Source organism: Burkholderia sp. BCC1993 (assembly GCF_905339865.1).
GTDB lineage: Bacteria > Pseudomonadota > Gammaproteobacteria > Burkholderiales > Burkholderiaceae > Burkholderia.
On record NZ_CAJPGZ010000016.1, the window covers coordinates 31,483 to 49,124 of the forward strand.

General features: G+C 62.6%; 13 protein-coding genes and 1 pseudogene. 6 read left to right on the forward strand and 8 right to left on the reverse strand.

Going from position 1 to position 17,642, the window contains the following annotated elements; all coding sequences use genetic code 11:
- Positions 1-202 precede the first annotated feature (202 nt).
- From aceF to U4Y91_RS25635, 3 genes are all read right to left on the reverse strand, one after another.
- Positions 203-1,492, reverse strand: a complete 1,290-nt coding sequence (gene aceF / locus U4Y91_RS25625) for a dihydrolipoyllysine-residue acetyltransferase (protein WP_415750501.1) — start codon at positions 1,490-1,492, stop codon at positions 203-205.
- Positions 1,493-1,721: 229 nt separating this feature from the next.
- Positions 1,722-4,436, reverse strand: coding sequence for an alpha-ketoglutarate dehydrogenase (gene mdeB, locus U4Y91_RS25630; RefSeq protein WP_321807578.1), 2,715 nt, complete (start codon positions 4,434-4,436; stop codon positions 1,722-1,724).
- 322 nt (positions 4,437-4,758) lie between these two features.
- Complete coding sequence (locus tag U4Y91_RS25635) at positions 4,759-5,634, reverse strand: helix-turn-helix transcriptional regulator (protein ID WP_321807434.1); 876 nt, start codon at positions 5,632-5,634, stop codon at positions 4,759-4,761.
- A 960-nt stretch (positions 5,635-6,594) separates the two neighbouring features.
- On the opposite strand from U4Y91_RS25635, the gene U4Y91_RS25640 reads away from it, so the two are divergent.
- On the forward strand, positions 6,595-7,944 hold the full coding sequence (locus tag U4Y91_RS25640; RefSeq protein WP_321807435.1) for an MFS transporter: 1,350 nt from the start codon (positions 6,595-6,597) through the stop codon (positions 7,942-7,944).
- 74 nt (positions 7,945-8,018) lie between these two features.
- Positions 8,019-9,191 carry a porin gene (locus tag U4Y91_RS25645; RefSeq protein ID WP_321807436.1) on the forward strand — a complete coding sequence of 391 codons (1,173 nt, stop codon included), beginning with the start codon at positions 8,019-8,021 and terminating at the stop codon, positions 9,189-9,191.
- 78 nt (positions 9,192-9,269) lie between these two features.
- Here the strand turns inward: U4Y91_RS25645 and U4Y91_RS25650 are convergent, their stop codons facing one another.
- The 3 genes from U4Y91_RS25650 to U4Y91_RS25660 all read right to left on the reverse strand — a co-directional run bounded on the left by U4Y91_RS25650 (position 9,270) and on the right by U4Y91_RS25660 (position 11,816).
- Entirely contained in the window at positions 9,270-9,560 is a 291-nt protein-coding gene (locus U4Y91_RS25650) for a DUF4148 domain-containing protein (protein ID WP_321807437.1), read from the reverse strand.
- Positions 9,561-10,917: 1,357 nt separating this feature from the next.
- On the reverse strand, positions 10,918-11,391 hold the full coding sequence (locus U4Y91_RS25655) for an RES family NAD+ phosphorylase (RefSeq protein WP_321807438.1): 474 nt from the start codon (positions 11,389-11,391) through the stop codon (positions 10,918-10,920).
- Positions 11,388-11,816 carry an antitoxin Xre/MbcA/ParS toxin-binding domain-containing protein gene (locus tag U4Y91_RS25660; protein ID WP_011879772.1) on the reverse strand — a complete coding sequence of 143 codons (429 nt, stop codon included), beginning with the start codon at positions 11,814-11,816 and terminating at the stop codon, positions 11,388-11,390. Before U4Y91_RS25660 ends, U4Y91_RS25655 begins: the two co-directional genes overlap by 4 nt.
- Before the next feature lie 167 nt (positions 11,817-11,983).
- Here U4Y91_RS25660 and U4Y91_RS25665 point away from each other — a divergent pair, with 167 nt between their 5' ends.
- The 3 genes and pseudogenes from U4Y91_RS25665 to U4Y91_RS25675 all read left to right on the forward strand — a co-directional run bounded on the left by U4Y91_RS25665 (position 11,984) and on the right by U4Y91_RS25675 (position 13,053).
- Positions 11,984-12,298 carry a helicase gene (locus tag U4Y91_RS25665; RefSeq protein ID WP_124529501.1) on the forward strand — a complete coding sequence of 105 codons (315 nt, stop codon included), beginning with the start codon at positions 11,984-11,986 and terminating at the stop codon, positions 12,296-12,298.
- A gap of 106 nt (positions 12,299-12,404) precedes the next feature.
- Positions 12,405-12,641, forward strand: a pseudogene (locus tag U4Y91_RS25670) (ISNCY family transposase); the annotation flags it as partial.
- A 55-nt stretch (positions 12,642-12,696) separates the two neighbouring features.
- On the forward strand, positions 12,697-13,053 hold the full coding sequence (locus U4Y91_RS25675) for a hypothetical protein (protein WP_321807439.1): 357 nt from the start codon (positions 12,697-12,699) through the stop codon (positions 13,051-13,053).
- A gap of 207 nt (positions 13,054-13,260) precedes the next feature.
- Here the strand turns inward: U4Y91_RS25675 and U4Y91_RS25680 are convergent, their stop codons facing one another.
- Positions 13,261-13,542: a DUF4148 domain-containing protein gene (locus tag U4Y91_RS25680; RefSeq protein WP_321807440.1), complete on the reverse strand. Its 282-nt coding sequence runs from the start codon at positions 13,540-13,542 to the stop codon at positions 13,261-13,263.
- A 189-nt stretch (positions 13,543-13,731) separates the two neighbouring features.
- Positions 13,732-14,037 carry a DUF4148 domain-containing protein gene (locus U4Y91_RS25685; RefSeq protein WP_321807441.1) on the reverse strand — a complete coding sequence of 102 codons (306 nt, stop codon included), beginning with the start codon at positions 14,035-14,037 and terminating at the stop codon, positions 13,732-13,734.
- Between the two features lie 321 nt (positions 14,038-14,358).
- Here U4Y91_RS25685 and U4Y91_RS25690 point away from each other — a divergent pair, with 321 nt between their 5' ends.
- A complete protein-coding gene (locus U4Y91_RS25690; protein ID WP_321807442.1) occupies positions 14,359-17,607 on the forward strand; it encodes an efflux RND transporter permease subunit in 3,249 nt (1,082 codons plus the stop codon).
- Positions 17,608-17,642 lie beyond the last annotated feature (35 nt).

Below are 17,642 nucleotides of genomic sequence, written 5' to 3' on the forward strand. Positions count from 1 at the left end.
CAAGAGAACATGAACGTGGGCAGAACCTCCTTTGCCGTCCGCCCAAGGACGCGCCCTTCTTTTGGTTACTTTTCTTTGGAAGACAAAGAAAAGTGACCGCCGCCCCGCGCAGGGGCGACGCTAATAGACCGTAATCGCAACAGGTTCAACGAAAGGGGATGCGGACCGACAAAAAACCACGCCCCAGCGAGCCCTCTTCCCGTCAAAGAACGATGCGACGAAAATCGCCAAGCACCGCGCCGAGATACGCATTGAACCGCGCGGCTTCCGCGCCATCCACTGCGCGGTGATCGAACGACAGTGAGAGCGGGAGGATGAGTCGCGGCACGAACTGCTTGCCGTCCCACACTGGTTTCATCGCGCTGCGCGAGACCCCGAGGATCGCCACTTCTGGCGCATTGATGAGCGGCGTGAAATGCGTGCCGCCAACACCGCCGAGCGACGAGATCGAGAAGCAGCCACCCTGCATCTGATCGGGCTTGAGCTTACCGTCGCGTGCGGCCTTCGACAGCTCGGCCATTTCCTTAGCGATATCGACGAGGCCCTTCTTGTCCGCATCGCGAATGACGGGCACGACGAGCCCGTTCGGCGTATCGGCGGCGAAACCAATGTGGTAGTACTGCTTGAACACGAGGTTGTCACCGTCGAGGCTCGCATTGAAGGCCGGGAACTTCTTCAGCGCAGCGACGACCGCCTTGATCAAGAACGCGAGCATCGTGAACTTCACACCCGCCTTCTCGTGTTCCTTGTTCAGCTGCACGCGCAGCGCTTCGAGCTCGGTGATGTCTGCTTCGTCGTTGTTCGTGACGTGCGGGATCATCACCCAGTTGCGACGCAGGTTCGCGCCGGAGATCTTCTTGATGCGCGACAGCGGCTGCGAATCGACGGGACCAAACTTCGCGAAATCTACCTTCGGCCACGGCAATAGACCCAACTCTGCTCCGTTCGCCGAGACAGGCGGCGTCGAGACTGTCGGCGTGCCAGGCGATGTCGCCATCGCGTTCCTGACGAACGCAGTAACGTCTTCCGATGTAACGCGCTGCTTCGGACCGGTGCCGTGCACGCGCGATATCTCTACGCCCAGTTCCCGCGCGAGCTTGCGCACCGACGGCGACGCATGGCTGTCGCGACGCGGCTCGCCTTCGCGCGCCGGGGCGCGATGCAATGGCGCAGGCGCGGAATTCGGTTCGGGCGTGCGCGCGGGCGTGGGCGTGGGCGCGGGCACTTGCGTTGGCACTGTCGTGACATCCGCTTCCGGCCGCGTGAGATCGTGCGCAGCAGCGGCGGCAGGCACCGGCACAGCCTCATCATGCCGCTCCCCATCGCTTTCGATCAGCGCGATCAGCACCCCTTCCGACACCGTGTCGCCAACCGCGACCTTCAGTTCCTTGATCACGCCAGCGGTCGGGCTGGGCACATCCATCGTCGCCTTGTCCGACTCGAGCATGACGAGCGACTGCTCCTGTTCGACCCGTTGTCCTACTTCCACCATAACTTCGATTACCGGAATGTTCTTGTAATCGCCGATATCCGGCACTTCTATTCGTGTCACCTGCACATTCGTCTCCAACAGCAAGCGTTTCAACAGTCGGCGCCGCGCTTTTCACCTGGCCGCACGCACTTGATTCGATCGGATTGCCCACGATTGACCGATGAACGCGCGACGCTTTCGAGCAGCCGATTCGCGCGCCACTCTCATGGCGCACACCGGTCAATGGGTTCTAGACAAGCCACGGTTCGATCAACCCGCTTCCGATTCGCCCATATCGGTCGATCGCCTGACGCACGATGCCCGGGTCCAGCTGGCCATCGTCGGCGAGTGCCTTCAACGCGGCGATCACGATCGACGCACGATCCACTTCGAAGAACGCGCGCAACGCCGCACGTGTATCGCTGCGCCCGAAGCCGTCGGTGCCAAGCACGACATAGCGGGACGGCACGTACGCACGGATCAGTTCCGGCACGGCGCGCACATAATCAGTCGCGGCGATCACCGGCCCACGCGCGGCGCCCAGCGCGGCCGTCACGTAGGGCACCGCCGGCTCGCCACGCTCCAGCAACCGCTGCGCGCGCTCCACGGACACGCCGTCGCGATGCAATTCGGCAAAGCTCGTCACGCTCCAGACGGCCGCGTCGATATGCCAGTCGTCCTTCAACATCCGGGCCGCGGCCTGGACTTCACCGAGAATCGCGCCCGAGCCCAGCAACTGGACCTGCGCGATCTCGACCTGCGCAGGCTCCAGCGCGTACATCCCCTTGAGTACGCCGCGCCGGACACGATCGACATCCGCTTCAGCCAATGGACGTTGCGCGTAGTTTTCGTTGGTGACGGTCAAGTAGTAAAACAGGTCGCGCTGACGCACGATCATCTGCTGCATGCCTTCGTCGACGATCATCGCCACTTCGTACGCAAAGGCCGGATCGTACGCACGGCAGTTCGGTATCGTCGAGGCCGCAAGATGGCTCGTGCCGTCCTGATGCTGCAGGCCTTCACCGCCGAGCGTCGTCTTGCCGGCCGTCGCGCCGATCAGGAAGCCGCGCGCGCGCTGGTCCGCCGCCGCCCAGATCAGGTCGCCGATACGCTGGAAACCGAACATCGAGTAGTAGATATAGAACGGCAGCATCGCCAGATCGTGCACGCTGTAAGACGTTGCCGCGGCAATCCACGACGACACCGCACCCGCCTCGGAGATGCCTTCTTCCAGAATCTGGCCGCCCGTATCCTCGCGGTAATAGAGCATCGAACCCATGTCTTCCGGCTCGTACAGTTGACCGAGCGGCGAATAGATACCGACTTGCCGGAACAGATTGGCCATGCCGAAGGTACGCGCCTCGTCGGCGACGACGGGCACCACACGCGGCCCCAGTGCGGCGTCCTTCAACAGGTTGCCGAGCATGCGCACGATCGCCATCGTGGTCGACATTTCCTTGCCGTTGGTGTCGAGCGCGAATTGTCCCCACGACGACATCGCGGGCACATCCGGCGTGTGCGATGCCGCCGCGCGCCTTCTGGGAAGGTACCCGCCCAGTGCTGCACGGCGCGCGTGAAGATACTGCATCACGGCACTGCTTTCCTCGGGTTTGTAGAACTTGAGTTGTTCGACATCGGTGTCGGAGAGCGGCAGGCGAAACCGGTCGCGAAACGCCTTCAACTGGTCGATGTCGAGCTTCTTTTGCTGATGCGTCGTCATGCGGCCCTGGCCGATCGAGCCCATGCCGAAGCCCTTCATGGTCTTCGCGAGAATGACCGTGGGTTGCCCGCGGTGTTTCGACGCCTTTTCGTACGCAGCGTGCAATTTACGCACATCATGGCCGCCGCGCCGCAGGCGGTCGATATCGTCGTTGCTCAAATGCGCGGCGAGCGCAGCCAGCTCGGCGTTCTGACCGAAAAAGCGTTCGCGATTGTAGGCGCCGTCGTTGGCGGAAAAGGTCTGGAACTGGCCGTCCACGGTGTGCGCGAACGCGCGCAACAGCGCCCCCGTGCGATCCCGTGCGAACAGCGCGTCCCAGTCCGAACCCCACAACACCTTGATGACGTTCCAGCCGGCCCCCGTGAACTGCGCTTCGAGTTCGTCGATGATGCGGCCATTGCTGCGCACCGGTCCGTCTAGCCGCTGCAGATTGCAGTTGATCACGAACACGAGATTGTCGAGTCCCTCGCGCGCGGCCAGCGAAAGCGCGCCGATCGCCTCGGGTTCGTCCATTTCGCCATCGCCGAAATAGCCCCACACTTTGCGGCCTTCCGTGCGTTGCAGCCCGCGGTTCTGCAGATAACGCATGAAGCGCGCCTGGTAGATCGCGTTGATCGGCCCGATGCCCATCGAGCCGGTCGGGAATTGCCAGAAATCCGGCATCAGCCATGGATGCGGATAGGAACACAGGCCCGCACCGGTGATTTCCTGCCGGTAATGTTCGAGATGCGTGTCGTCGAGAAAGCCTTCGAGATAAGCGCGCGCGTACACGCCCGGCGCCGAATGAGGCTGAAAATAGACGAGATCGCCGCCATGACCATCGTTCGGGCCACGAAAGAAATGGTTGAAGCCTACTTCGAACAGGTCGGCCGCCGACGCATAGCTGGCAATATGCCCGCCCAGCTCACCATACGCGCGATTGGCCCGCACGACCATGGCCAGCGCATTCCAGCGCAGCGCAGCGGCAAGCTTTTCTTCGATATCGAAGTCGCCCGGATACGGAGGCTGCTGATCGACGGGAATCGTGTTCGCGTAGGGCGTGATATTCAGGCGCGCCGTTGTGAGACCGTTGGATGAAGCGTGGGCCGCGAGCCGATCGAACAGGTACTGCGCCCGCGCGGCACCCGCATGCCGGACCACGCCATCGAGCGCGTCGAGCCATTCGGCGGTTTCGAGTGGATCATCGTCGACTTTCGTCTGACGCAGGGAAAGGATCGAGGGTGTCCCCGTTGATAAGTCGGTCATCTTGCAACTCCGTAAGAGCAATGCGAATTCAGTGGCGAGTGCGCAAAGATTACGGGGGATGCCGCAGAATGTGTGGTCGTATTCAGGGCTGCCGAAGCGGTGTCGGCTGCGCTCACTTCTGCGAAATGCGTGATCTACAGCATTTCTTTTTGACGCGGGCGACGTCGCGTGCGGGATGGTCAAGTCCTGGGCGAGAAAACAGGCGCAACGCGCGTCGAGAGTGGAAGCGCGTTCGATTACAACGGCCATCAGAAAGGAAGCGGCCGTATCATTGCGACCGCTCGCGCCGCGCGTTCATCGACGCGCTGACGCAGGCGCGATTTCACACGTCGGCCGCCGCATCCGCCGGGCCATCCGCTCGGTCGTCCACCTCGGTCGAAGCCGGCGACACGAGTACGGCGTCCGACTGCGTACGCGCCAGCGCGGCGAAGTAACGACCTGGCGAATGCCCGAGCGCCTTCTTGAACATGGTGATGAACGCGGTGACCGACTCATAGCCGAGCTCGTCCGACACACGCTGCACGGTAGCGCCGCCGGCAAGCTCACGCACCGCAACGAGCAGTTGCAACTGCTGCCGCCAACGGCCAAACGTCAGTCCCGTTTCACTGACGACGAGCCTCGCCAGCGAACGCTCGCTCATTGCGAGACGTTTTGCCCATTGCGCGACGGTGCTGCGATCGCCGGGATTGGCGTTCAACGCATCAGCCATCTGCCGGATTCGCGGATGATCCGTAACCGGCAGATAAAGGCGCTCGACCGGCATCAGCGTCAGCTCGTGCAACAGCACGCGCGCAAGCCGGTCGGTATGGCCGCCCTGCTCGTAGTCCAGCGGCACTCCGGCCAGATGCAGGATCATTTCCCGCACCATCGGCGAAATGGACAGCGTGCAGCAATCCGTCGGCAAGTCGACGATACCGGGCTCCGCAAACAGATAGCAAAGCCGGGCATTGGGCGTCGCATGGTTGCTGTGCGGCATGTCGCCGGGAATCCAGACACCGCATTGCGGCGGGACGATCCAGAAGGCGCCCGCGACCTGACAGGTTACGGCGCCGTGCAACGCCAGCACCAGTTGCCCCTTCCGATGTTTGTGAACCGGGATTTCGGCAGCATGCTCGTCGACGTGCATGCGCAGCGATACGGCTGGCCGGTCGATCGTGTCCGGATCCGCAAAATCAGGAAGACTAACGTAACGGTTCATATCGGGCATCTTTTAGCAACACGTCGGAATTGTAGCGAAATGCATGCGGAGAATGAGTCGGCATAGTAGCGTCATTCCACGCTCGAATGCCGCGACGACTTTTGTTCCAGACCTCCGGCGCGCGGGGCCGGCTCTGTATACGTTCCTTCGCATAGCTCCCCGGTAACGGGCGCCGCCGCCTCGCCACGCAGACCGCGCATGATCCCGCCCGCTTCCAGATAGCTCGCGTGACTTCGGGCCGCGCGCCGACGGCCGCAAGAAGGCTGTTGGCGAACGATACGGCGATGGTTGAACTCGGAGCTCGCACCGGATCGTTCCGACAGCATCAATACCTGTGCAGTCGGGTTTGCGCCCGATTGTGCTTGCTGCATGGTCTGTGGCAGAGCAAACGCGCGGCTTATAAGTCAGACGAAAGCCGCGATGACGTCGAGCGGATCGACGCGGACGTCGCCCCGAAGTTCGGCGAGCCACCGACCGCGAATTGCGCTTCGGTCGCCGGCTCTCGCAGCACAATCTGCCGAACGGACCGCCACTGCGGCAACACAAGAATAAGAAATGCTGCCTGAACTGCGGCAATATTTCCCCGTGCAATCAAATGAATTCATGGTCCGGGTGCCCCGGATTTCATTAAGCACATTGAAATCCGGAACGACGAAATAATAAATAAGGCGAGACAGATTTTTTGACGTGAATACCCGAACGCGCCGCAGCGCCGCGCCATTGCGTATGGCGCTCGCACCGGCACGTCAAGGTCGTCGGCGGTTGGATCCACAGCACCGCTCTATTCATATAACAAAACAGCCTCAGCAATGAGGCAAGTACTTGTCACATTAATTAATGATTCGTTAAACCCGATTTATTTTCCCTTTATTTACAACCACCCGCACCGCCGCCTTTAAAACCAGCTAACAAAATGCAATACCCGGAGTAAACCCTTCCTTTGAACGCAAGGAGAACAATATGGAAATACGGCAAATCAACGTCTACGATCTGATCGATAGTCGCAGAATCGGCAAGAGGCAGTATTTCATCGTCGCCTTCTGTGCGCTGCTCATGCTGTTCGATGGCTTCGACACCCAGGTCATCAGCTTCATCGTGCCCGTTCTCGCGAACGAATGGCACCTCCCCAAGGCGGTATTCGGCGCGATTTTTTCAGCGGTTTTCTTCGGGCTATTGATCGGCAACTTTGGCATTCCGTTCGTGACCCAGCGCTTCGGCACGAAGAAGATTGCCTTCGTGGCAACCGCTGCTTTCGGTCTGTTCACTCTGCTCACCGTCTTTGCCACCAGCGTGCCGCAACTGATCGCGTTGAGGTTCCTCACGGGCATCGGCCTCGGCGCGGCCACGCCTTGTGCGGTCGGCCTCGTTTCGGAATTCAGCCCGAAGAGAACCCGCGCGACGTTCGTCATTCTGGTCTACGTCGGGTACGCGCTGGGGTTTATCTTCGCGGGCCTCTGCAGTAGCGCGTTGATTCCATGGTTTGGCTGGCAAGGTCCAATGTGGTTGGGCGGGCTCGCGGCACTGGGCCTGACGGTCTTGCTGATCCCGCTGCTACCGGAATCCGTGGCCTATCTGTCGAGAAATGCGGATCAGGCCGAACTGCTTCATGCAACCCGGCGCCTCTTTCCCGATTTCACGCTGCAACCGGACACCGAACTGGTCACTCACGAAGACAAGCCTGCGGATGCAAGCGTGCTCGGATTGTTCTCCGCGGAATTCCGCGTAGGGACATTCCTGCTGTGGGCCGTATTCGCGATCAACCTGGCCGCGTTCTATTTTCTGCAAAGCTGGCTGCCGACCGTTCTCGCGTCCATCTCGTTCCCGCCCGCGCTCGTGGTCTGGGCGACCATCACGGTGATCATCGGCGGCATCGTGGCCAGTCTGCTGATGGGACCGATCATGGACCGCACGAGCCCTTACAGAATCCTGTCCGCGGCCTACGTCGGCGGCGCCGTCTCGATGTACGCGATCTCGATCGCAATCGGCTCATCGCATCTCGCCTTGCTCACGACGATCTTCTTTTGCGGCTTTTGCATCAGCGGCGGACAAACCTGCGCCATCGCGTTGTGCACGCTCTTCTATAGCCCGGAACTGCGCGCCCCGGGCGTCGCATGGGCCTACGGATTCGGTCGGCTCGGCGCCGCGGGCGGCACCTACCTCGCGGGCGTGCTGTACGCGAACAACTGGACCGCCGACGCGATGTTTCGCGTTGCAGCAGCGCCAATACTCGTTGCGGCGGCTTGCGTGGCGCTGATGGGCGCCTGCTATGGCCTGACGAAGAAAGACCTGAAGAAGTCCTTTTCGGCCTGACCTGCACCGCGCACTGAATCGATGGACGTCAGGTTAACTGTTCTTTTGTATTGCCTTTGAAATGCGGAGATCTCATGAAAACGAAAAAAATCAAAATCATTGTCGGCTCGCTCGTGGGGCTCGCCAGCTCCGTCGCGCATAGCCAAAGTAGCGTCACGCTCTATGGCGAGATCGACAACGGTATTCATTACCAGACCAACGTGGGTGGCGGCAAAGCCGTCTACATGGACTCGCTGGACGGTATCGACGGCAGTCGCTGGGGGCTGACGGGCAAGGAAGATCTGGGAGGCGGTCTCAAGGCCATTTTTACGCTCGAGTCCGGCATCAACGTGAATAACGGACAACTTGCGCAAGGCGGCACGGCGTTTGGCCGGCAAGCTTTCGTCGGACTGAGCAGTGACGCTTACGGTTCTGTCACCGTCGGCCGTCAATACGACATGGTGTGGTATTTCCCCGAGTTTCTTGCCGGCGCCGCGGCGGTTGGCGACCTGGCGAGCGCGCACCCGGGCGATTTCGACAACACCAGTAACAGCGTACGATTCAACAACTCGGTGCGCTACATGAGCCCGGACTTCCACGGCTTCTCCTTTGGCGTCGAATACAGCCTGGGCGGCGTGCCCGGCGACTTCACCTCGACGTCGGGCTATTCGGTTGGAGCCGGTTACACACACGGTCCGCTTCAGATCGGCGCGGCGTTCGATTACTTCAAACACCCGACGTCGACGCCAGGTAACGGATGGTTCACCAACTATGCAAGCGGCTTCAATCTGTTGGCCTCGTCGTTGAACTCGGCTTACCAGGTCGCACAAGCCTATCAGGGCGCCGTCATCGCGGCGGCCTACACGATCGGCAATGCGACGATCAGCGCGTCGTACTCGAACGTTCAATACGCGAATCTGGGTGCGTCGTTCCAGAACGGCACGGCCATCTTCAACAACTACGACATCGGTTTGAATTACCGTGTAACGCCGGCGTTTTTCGTCGGCGTCGCGTATGACTATATGAAAGCGCGGGGCGTCACGACGGCACAAGGCAATTCCGTCGGCAATCAGCACTACAATCAGGTCGCGTTCACGCTGGACTATCTGCTGTCGAAACGTACCGACGTATACTTCTCGGGCGGTTGGCAACGCGCTTCCGGCACATCGTCGACGGGCGCGCTGGCGGTCGCCGACATTGGCGGATCCGGCGATTCGTCGAATAACCATCAGATGGTTTTTCGGCTTGCTGTTCGACATAAATTCTAAGGAGCGATGCTCGCCCACGCTTCGACATGACGATGCGGCGGTATTTCATTGTCGACATGCCGGCGCCACGGTGGTTTCTCAAGGTTGCTGGTTCGATGTCTGGTAGGACGGCATCGCCCCAGCGCCTGCATCATGGACATCCTGATTCCGGCGAGCCTGGGTCATATCGGGCGGATAGTTTCGCTGCCTGCCCGAGTGTGCCGAAATCCAGCCGTCGCGCTCTGCCTGCACGAGTTCGGCCCGTACCTCGGCGCGCGTCTTTCCACTCGTGACCACCGTCGCGGGGCAGCTCGCGTCGGCTACACCGGCGCTTGCAGCCAACGGGAAAAACATGACAATGCAGAGTACCGCTGCAATTATCGTTCGCATGAAAAACTCCTTCCTTGTAAAGCGACGGTTCCGCGCTCAGACGAAGCCATACATGGTGAACAACATGACGTACGGGATTTCCTGTCCTGCCGAATTGCAGACCATGATGTCCAGCTTCTGAATGGCGCACATGGACACTATTGCCTTTACGGCTTTCGAAAAGACAAGCTTCATGATGATTGACTCCCCAATTTGATTTGGCCTCACGGTTGACCTGTCGGCGATCTGTCAATGGCGCTGACTTGCGCGTGAACGATGCTCCATTGATTCATGACGCACGGCAGCCATCCACATTGCAGAACGCTTGTTCACTACCGGCTCGAAGCACGAGAACCTGACACTCCGGTGCTTTGACGCGTCACCATGATGAGTACTTTATCTACATTCACCTGGCCTGAATTTGTGGAAGATGACAACGCATCTGCAAAAACTGCCAGAGTTTTTCTGAGGCACGGCGTACGGTCTACAGGGTTCTGTCTCAGCAAGAGAGTCTGATGTGCTGAAGCTATGAAAGCTGAGATGTCACTTCGTCGCTCGGCATCGGCCGCGACATCGGCATGCGAGATTGCGTGCTCTGCAAGTTGTATGCGCGCTCCCGAGGATTCGGCTTGCTCCCTCGCCAGTTCGGGCGCCCCTGGCTCCTATTAGTCAATGCACATAGACCGAATCGGGATCACAGTCCTCTGAGGATTTTCTCGAATTTGCCGCGTGCCATTTTTCAACCTCATACGTGCGACGGTCGCGCCGGCATCGCATCGACGCTCCGGTGAGACACTCCACACCCTGGCAGAACGAACAGCGGATCATGTAGCCGCGGTGTTGTGTCTTTGAGAGCAATCGGCGCAAGTCGATATACGTGGCCTGGATATTCGGCAGATGCGCCCCCCCAAACCGCCCCTGCACAGGAACGAGTTCGGCCACCTTGCCCCTGCAAGGATAAGCGGCCATACGTCGATGGCGAGGTTGAAATTGACGTTTAGAGAAAACTCATCTGCCGAGGATCCCGCTCCGGCATCTTGACCGACAACACATCTTTCGCGGCTCTACGCATTCGTGCAATAAGCGGTACGCCGACACCGTCAATCGTGAGCCCGAAGCCATACGCTTCGATGTCGACTCGCTTAAGCTTCGGGATGGGTTCCCACATCGGCTTCCAACCGAGCCTCGCGGTATAAGCCAGCAAGGGACGCTTCGTTAAGCCTGGCAAGCAGTTCGCAACGAACTGCGCGAGCGGCTTTGGAACCTACTCGGGCGGGAACTCGGTGGGAGTGCGAATGAAACCAAAAGCAGCCTCGTAGTCGTTCCTGTCTCCAGGAGAAAGGCCTCGAAGGTTGGTTAGTAGACCACCATCAAACATTTATGATCGGCCAACTGGCGGTATGACAAAAAGTCGCTCGTCCCACACGACCGGTTGTGGATCCGTCACGATGATCCGCGCGGTGTCAGGATGCGCCAGATTCACGAGCACGTTGAACTCTGCACGGACGACGACGGAAGGGACGATCAGGAGCGCTGTACGCGATTCTGCCATCCATTCGTCGCCGAACTGCCGTGCTGCCTGCAGTGCCGCCGCATCCCATCCTCTCGGCAACGTTTCTGCCGTATGGCGTTCGACGCTGACGTCGTCGGGAACGGTTGCTTCGACCCATCCGTGGGTTTTCGGCACCTTGCCGATGCGTGCATGCACGAGCACCTCGAGCATCGCACCCGCGAAGGTCGACGCCGCGTAGATGACAGGCCGGCCCGGACTATTAAAGCGGCCACCGACCAGCATCGCGCCGGTGCCGCTCCAGATCGTGTGTCGCGTGTCACCGATGCGAAACAACTTCATGCCGGTAGCCCGTAGAACAGTTTCCAGAGCAACTCTTCAACCCTGCGCGCACCGAGCTCGGTCAGCGCGACGTCGAGCGGCGCCCGTCCCTCAAGTTCAGGATGCGGCGTCGACAAAAATTCCCGCGCGTCCTCTTCGTCGTTCCAGACGTAGGTGGTCGTTGCAACGATCCGGGCCAGACGCTCCGTCTTCTCCGATTCGTCTTGCGTTAGTCGATCGCGGCGGCGCTTGTAGGTCGCTTCGGGGATGATGCGGGCGAGGAGCGCGCGCCGAGCATCGGCGCCTTGCGTCGCGTGTTCGACGCCCGCGCGCAGCGCGGACTTCGGCAGACCGCCGCGCACAAGCGCTTCCAGCTCCGCCAGCGTATGCGGGAGCGGCCGCAGCTCCATGACCGCAGCCACGGCTTCAGGGGTAACGAGTGACATGGCGACTCCCAAACAGTATCATTTGATACTGCATTGTAGCGCAAATGATACCGCCCGCAAGGCGTTCTTGAAAGTTGAGACGCGGAGACGCCTCGCAAGCCGACTGTCGATGTTTGGTGGATCCTTGCGCAGCGTTAGAATAGCGCCCCTTCTCATGGGAGACGACAATGTCCTGGTTCGTTTATGAAGTGCCCGAATACCACGAAGACGCTGCGCGCATCGAACCCTTCAGCGAGCTGCGTAGCCGTGTGCTGAAAGTCGGTGGCCCGGCCATGGCTGACGACCTGGAAAGCGTTCGCGAGAACGCCGCAGCGACAGCGGACACGCCAGAGCGGCCCCTGCGGACGCCGGAGAATCCGCAGGTCTTTCCGATTCCCTACGCCGACTCCATGATCCTGGTCGGGTTCATCTTCGATCTGAAGCGAGAATTCCGGCAACTGGTCGTTTCACCCGTGGAAATGCCCTGGTTGAACGACGCGTAAACGGCGCGTCCGACCGGAAGCCGACGGAAGAGTTGCTTCTGTTCCGGGGCCGGGTCCGACTATCCACTGCACGCTTTCGGATACACATGCGTGGAGTTGGACCCGCGCCAACGCTTATGCGCCCTCCTTCGCCGCTGCTTACAACACACGCTTCGCGCAGCCACCGAAGAGCGATTTCGATACGCATCGGCCGCTGCAGGATGACGAGCATCTGGACACAGTGTTGACCTAGCGTGAAATACGTCGGGTATCGAAATCGCCGGCAGTGCTGCACGATCGAGTGCTTTACTTGCTGGACGACACACCGGTAAACCGGAAGCTGATTCACCGCACCGCTGCCGTCGCTCTTCCTCGCGCGCGACGGCACGCAGCGTGGCGGGTCGCTGCCGCCCGGTGCGATGCGCGGCGACAACCGCACGAAACTCGCGGATGCCGGCGACCGGCTGCTCGCGTCAATGCTTGCCGCGCTCGTCGACGCGGCGCCCGCACGGTTCGCGCAGGCCATTCTCGATCTCGCGCCCGCACGCATGGCGTTCGGGCGTGCTGTCCTGCTCGGCGACACTGAATGCGTCGTGCGCCCGCACACGGCGGCGGGCATAGCGAAGCGGCGGACAACGCGGTTGGTCTCGCCGAAGCATTGCGCGACGTCGCCCGCGGTACCGCGTTTGACGCCGCGCTGGCGGGCCGGGATGCTCATCAGCGGTCGGCCGGCGCGCTGTTGTCCACGCGCGGAATCGCGCTCGGCGCACGGCTGACGGGCGCGGCGTGAGGGGCAGCCGGCCGGGAGTGGACTCCCATGCGGTGCGGGTCGAACCAAGGATCCAGCGCGCGCAGCACGCTGGCGCGCCCGCCGTCGTCATTGGGCAATTGCGGCTGCCCGCGCGCGAAAGCTGGGGCCACGGCCGCCGCGAGCAACGCGGCGGCCGTCAGCCTTGTCACGCATGTCGATACGCGGCCGGGCTTCATGGCGCGCTCGCGGCCGACACGGAGGCCAACGGCATGGCCATTGCCATGTGCCGGTCGCCATGGGCGATCGCATACAGCGCGCGATTGCGCGCGATCATCTGCGCGCTCGGTGGATAGTCCCAGTTCGACGTCGGCAGCGTGCCGTCGCGCTCCGCCTGAATGAGGTCGGCAACCACGTCGGCACGCGTCGTGGCGGACGACGTAGCCTGTGCGAACGCAGCGACCGGCGTACCGACGGAAAAGGCGAGCAATGCGGCTGCAATCAGTGTGCGATGCATGATGAAACTCCCGGGGAAGACTCGATGAGGGCGCACCGAAGATGCGCTGCCGGCACGACCGCGCGTGCGATGTGCTGCCAGACGCGTTCATTCTCGCGATCGCGACGCGCACGGCGCCGACCGGCAGATGACGCATTCGAAATCCGCGGCCGCTTCCTTCGGGCCGCGGACGGCGGTCGAAAATTGCGCTCAGTGATGCTCGTACAGCTGTTCCGTGTCGAGCGACGCGAGCGATTGCGTGGCAGTCTTTGCGGCGACGCTCGGCCGTGCAGCCACCGATTGCGATGGCTGCGCGGCGATCTTCGCTTCCGCGGCCTGGATGTCGTCTGGATAGTAAGGATCGCTACCGACTGGCCGATAGCCGGCCTTCTCGACCCGCACGAGATCGGCGCGCACGTCGGCCCGCGTGACCGTATGGTCGGTGGTTTGCGCATATGCGAAGACCGGTGCGCTCAGTGCGCAGGACAGCAGGACCGCACGAATCAGGTTGTTCATGATGTTCACCTCTCAAGATGGCATGTTCGCGTCCGCAGATCAGGCCGGACATCCGCTCCGCATCGACGTGATGAAGAGTTGTGTCCATTCTGCGATTCGCGCGCTTTCGGGAAGGTGAGGCTTCGATTACGGTCCTGTCATCTGATCGCGGCCGCATGTCGGTCACGGGCCGGCCCGTCCGGTCGGACACTCGCACCTGCGCGCCAGCATAGATAACGGTTTCGTAATCCTCGGGTCAGGATCGGGTCAACGCCGCGCCGGCAGACTGCATGCTCGCCGCATCGCACGCGGCATCCATGCCCTGCTTCGAGGAGCACCATCATGTGGATCGTCCGGCTGGCGTTACGCAGGCCTTACACGTTCGTCGTACTCGCGCTGCTGATCTTCATCGCGGGACCGCTTGCGCTGCTGCGCACGCCGACCGATATCTTCCCGAGCATCGACATTCCGGTCGTCAGCATCGTCTGGTCGTACAACGGCTTCTCCGCGGAGGACATGGCCAAGCGGATCACGTCGAACTACGAGCGCGCGCTCACGTCCGACGTCGACGACATCGAGCACATCGAGTCGCAGTCGCTGAACGGCGTGTCGGTCGTGAAGATCTTCTTCCACCCGGGCGCCGACATCAATCGCGCGATCGCCGAGGCCGCGAGCAATGCCGCGTCGATCCTGCGCATCCTGCCGCCCGGCACGTTGCCGCCGAACATCATCACGTACAACGCGTCGACGGTGCCGATCCTGCAGCTCGGGCTGTCGAGCGACACGCTCGCCGAGCAGCAGCTGTACGACCTCGGCAACAGCTTCATCCGCACGCAGCTCGCGACCGTCCAGGGCGCGGCGGTGCCGCTGCCGTTCGGCGGCAAGATCCGCCAGATCGTCGTCGATCTCGATACGCGCGCGCTGCAGGCGAAGGGGCTCGCGCCGATCGACGTCGTGAACGCGATCAACGCGCAGAACCTGATCCTGCCGGGCGGCACCGCGAAGATCGGCACGCACGAATACAACGTGCAGATGAACGGCAGCACGCAGACGGTCGCCGCGCTGAACGATCTGCCGGTGAAGACGATCGGCGGCAATGTCGTGTACGTGCGCGACGTCGCGCACGTTCGCGACGGCTACGCACCGCAGACCAACATCGTGCGGGCGGACGGCAAGCGCGCGGCGCTGCTGACGGTCGAGAAGACCGGCAGCGCGTCGACGCTGACGATCATCGATCAGGTGAAGGCGATGCTGCCGAAGATCGCGGCCGGGCTGCCGAAGGCGCTGCACATTGCGCCGCTCGACGATCAGTCGGTGTTCGTGAAGGCAGCGGTCCAGGGCGTCGTGCGCGAGGCGCTGATCGCCGCGTGCCTGACCGCGCTGATGATCCTGCTGTTTCTCGGCAGCTGGCGCGCGACGCTGATCATCGCGATCACGATCCCGCTCGCGGTGCTCACGTCGCTGCTCGCGCTGTCCGCGCTCGGCCAGACCATCAACATCATGACGCTCGGCGGACTCGCGCTCGCGGTCGGGATCCTCGTCGACGACGCGACCGTCGCGATCGAGAACATCACGCATCATCTCGAGCTCGGCGCGCCGCTCGAGGACGCGATCCTGACCGGCTCGGGAGAAATCGCGGTGCCGACCTTCGTGTCGACGCTGTCGATCTGCATCGTGTTCGTGCCGATGTTCCTGCTCACGGGCGTCGCGCGCTATCTGTTCGTGCCGCTGGCCGAGGCCGTGATCTTCGCGATGATCGCGTCGTACTTCTTCTCGCGCACGCTGGTGCCGACCCTCGCGATGGCGCTGATGCGCGCAAAAGGAAACGGCCGGCCGCCGCGCGGCGTATTCGCGCCCCTCGTGCATTTGGCGCGTTTCCAGGCTGCGTTCGAGCATCGCTTCGAGGCCGTGCGGCTGCGCTATCGCGCGCTGCTCTCGGCGGCGATCGCGCGGCGCCGCCGCTTCGCGGCCGCGTTCCTGCTCGCGTGCATCGCGTCGACGGGCCTCTACGCGTTCGCCGGGCAGGACTTCTTCCCGTCGGTCGACACCGGCGAGATCCGCCTGCATCTGCGCGCACCGACCGGCACGCGGATCGAGGAAACCGCGCGGCTGACCGACGAGGTCGAAGCGAAGATCCGTAGCGTGATTCCGGCGGGCGAACTCGCTGGCGTACTCGACAACATCGGCGTGCCGGTGAGCGGGATCAACCTCACGTACGACTCGTCGGATCCGATCGGCACCGAGGACGCCGACGTGCTGGTGACGCTGAAGCCGAACCACGCGTCGACCGCCGCATACGTCGCCAAGCTGCGCAACGTGCTCGCGCAGTCGTTCCCCGGCGTGACGTTCGCGTTCCTGCCGGCCGACATCGTCAGCCAGATCCTCAACTTCGGGCTGCCCGCGCCGATCGACATCCAGATCGTCGGCAACAAGCTCGACCAGAACCGCGCGGTCGCGAATACGCTGCTCGCGAAGCTGCGCGGCGTGCGTGGGCTCGTCGACGCGCGTATCCAGCAACCCGGCGACGAACCGGCAATCGACGTGAACGTGGACCGCACGAAGGCGATCCAGGCCGGCCTCGAACAGCGCGACGTCGCGCAAAATCTGCTGATCGCGCTGTCCGGCAGTTCGCAGACGACGCCGAACTTCTGGCTCGATCCGCGCAACGGCGTCAGTTATCCCGTGCTCGTGCAGACGCCGCAATACACGGTGAATTCGCTGCAGTCGCTCGCGAACGTGCCGCTGCCCGCCGGCACCGCGCGCTCGCCGCAGACGCCGGCTGGCGGCCCGGCCGCGGGCGCGCCCGCGCAGAACCTGCTCGGCGCGCTCGGCACGTTCTCGCGCTCGACGCAGCAGGCCGTGGTGTCGCACTACAACGTGCAGCCGGTGCTCGACATCTTCGCGTCGGTGCAGGGGCGCGATCTCGGCGGCGTCACGGCCGACGTGACGAAGCTCGTCGACGCCGCGCGCGCGCAGCTGCCGCCCGGCTCGTCGATCGTGCTGCGCGGCCAGGTGCAGGCGATGCACGAGTCGTTCGCGGGCCTGCTCGGCGGCCTCGTGCTCGCGATCTCGCTGGTCTACCTGCTGATGGTCGTGAACTTCCAGTCGTGGCTCGATCCGCTCGTGATCGTCGGCGGGCTGCCGGCATCGCTCGCCGGCATCGCGTGGATGCTGTTCGTCACGCGCACCACGCTGTCGGTGCCCGCGCTGACCGGCACGATCCTGTGCATCGGCATCGCGACCGCGAACAGCATTCTCGTCGTGAACGCGGCGCGCGAGCTGCTCGCGGGCGGCGCGTCGCCGTGGCAGGCGGCGCTCGACGCAGGCTTCAGCCGCTTCCGGCCCGTCGTGATGACCGCGCTCGCGATGCTGATCGGCATGTTGCCGATGGCGCTCGGCCTCGGCGACGGCGGCGAGCAGAACGCGCCGCTCGGCCGCGCGGTGATCGGCGGCCTCGCGTTCGGCACGTTCTCGACGCTGCTGTTCGTCCCGGTGCTGTTCGGCTTCGTCCACGCATGGCTCGCGCGGCGCCGCGACACTGCGGCCGCGCGGCGCACGCAGCACGCGCCCGACACGCCGGCGCTGCGTTGAGTTCGGACGGCCCCCCTTCTCATCCTTCGATTCGC

What these genes read in the sequence shown, in the direction of transcription:
- aceF (WP_415750501.1), bottom strand. Translation starts at nt 1,492, where the DNA reads ATGGTGGAAGTAGGACAACGGGTCGAACAGGAGCAGTCGCTCGTCATG.
- mdeB (WP_321807578.1), bottom strand. Translation starts at nt 4,436, where the DNA reads ATGACCGACTTATCAACGGGGACACCCTCGATCCTTTCCCTGCGTCAG.
- U4Y91_RS25635 (WP_321807434.1), bottom strand. Translation starts at nt 5,634, where the DNA reads ATGAACCGTTACGTTAGTCTTCCTGATTTTGCGGATCCGGACACGATC.
- U4Y91_RS25640 (WP_321807435.1), top strand. Translation starts at nt 6,595, where the DNA reads ATGGAAATACGGCAAATCAACGTCTACGATCTGATCGATAGTCGCAGA.
- U4Y91_RS25645 (WP_321807436.1), top strand. Translation starts at nt 8,019, where the DNA reads ATGAAAACGAAAAAAATCAAAATCATTGTCGGCTCGCTCGTGGGGCTC.
- U4Y91_RS25650 (WP_321807437.1), bottom strand. Translation starts at nt 9,560, where the DNA reads ATGCGAACGATAATTGCAGCGGTACTCTGCATTGTCATGTTTTTCCCG.
- U4Y91_RS25655 (WP_321807438.1), bottom strand. Translation starts at nt 11,391, where the DNA reads ATGAAGTTGTTTCGCATCGGTGACACGCGACACACGATCTGGAGCGGC.
- U4Y91_RS25660 (WP_011879772.1), bottom strand. Translation starts at nt 11,816, where the DNA reads ATGTCACTCGTTACCCCTGAAGCCGTGGCTGCGGTCATGGAGCTGCGG.
- U4Y91_RS25665 (WP_124529501.1), top strand. Translation starts at nt 11,984, where the DNA reads ATGTCCTGGTTCGTTTATGAAGTGCCCGAATACCACGAAGACGCTGCG.
- U4Y91_RS25675 (WP_321807439.1), top strand. Translation starts at nt 12,697, where the DNA reads ATGCGCGGCGACAACCGCACGAAACTCGCGGATGCCGGCGACCGGCTG.
- U4Y91_RS25680 (WP_321807440.1), bottom strand. Translation starts at nt 13,542, where the DNA reads ATGCATCGCACACTGATTGCAGCCGCATTGCTCGCCTTTTCCGTCGGT.
- U4Y91_RS25685 (WP_321807441.1), bottom strand. Translation starts at nt 14,037, where the DNA reads ATGAACAACCTGATTCGTGCGGTCCTGCTGTCCTGCGCACTGAGCGCA.
- U4Y91_RS25690 (WP_321807442.1), top strand. Translation starts at nt 14,359, where the DNA reads ATGTGGATCGTCCGGCTGGCGTTACGCAGGCCTTACACGTTCGTCGTA.